Consider the following 576-nt stretch of genomic DNA (forward strand, 5'->3'; position numbering starts at 1 on the left):
CCGACTGATAGACGTCGCCGCCGGTGTCGATCACCTGAATCCCCGACAGCCCCAGCGTCTGCGCCACCACGTCCACGAAGGCCTCGTCGCCGTGGTCGATCACCTCCACACCGGGCGCCCGGTCGGCGGGCACCAGCGTGAAGGTGTGCACCGCACCCATGATCGTCGGGTAGAGCGTGACGATGTCGCGGTCGACGAAGGTGAAGACCGTGTCGAGGTGCATGGCCGCCCGCAGCTTCGGCATCCCGGCGACGATCACCTTCTCCGCGGCCCCCTGCGCGAAGAGCGCCCTGGCGACCTGGGTGATCGCCTGCCGAGAGGTGCGCTCGCTCATCCCGACGAGCACGACCCCGTTGTCGACGGGCATGACGTCGCCGCCCTCGAAGCTGGCCTGCGCCCACTCCTGCTCCGGGTCTCCCCACCACACGGTCGAGCCGACGTAGTCGGGGTGGTGCTCGTAGATCGCCTTGTAGAGCAGCGTCTCGTCCTTGCGCGCCGGCCAGTAGAGCGGGTTGAGGGTGAGCCCGCCGTAGAGCCAGCAGGTCGTGTCGCGGGTGTAGAGCGTGTTCGGCAGCG

1 protein-coding gene is annotated in these 576 nt (G+C 68.9%); it reads right to left on the reverse strand.

Features of this window, described 5'->3' with window-relative positions; translation table 11 throughout:
• Positions 1-576, reverse strand: a 576-nt coding sequence (locus IEY81_RS23945; RefSeq protein ID WP_229788135.1) for an arginine deiminase family protein, incomplete at both ends; no start/stop codon positions are given.

Source organism: Nocardioides luteus (assembly GCF_014648595.1).
GTDB lineage: Bacteria > Actinomycetota > Actinomycetes > Propionibacteriales > Nocardioidaceae > Nocardioides > Nocardioides luteus.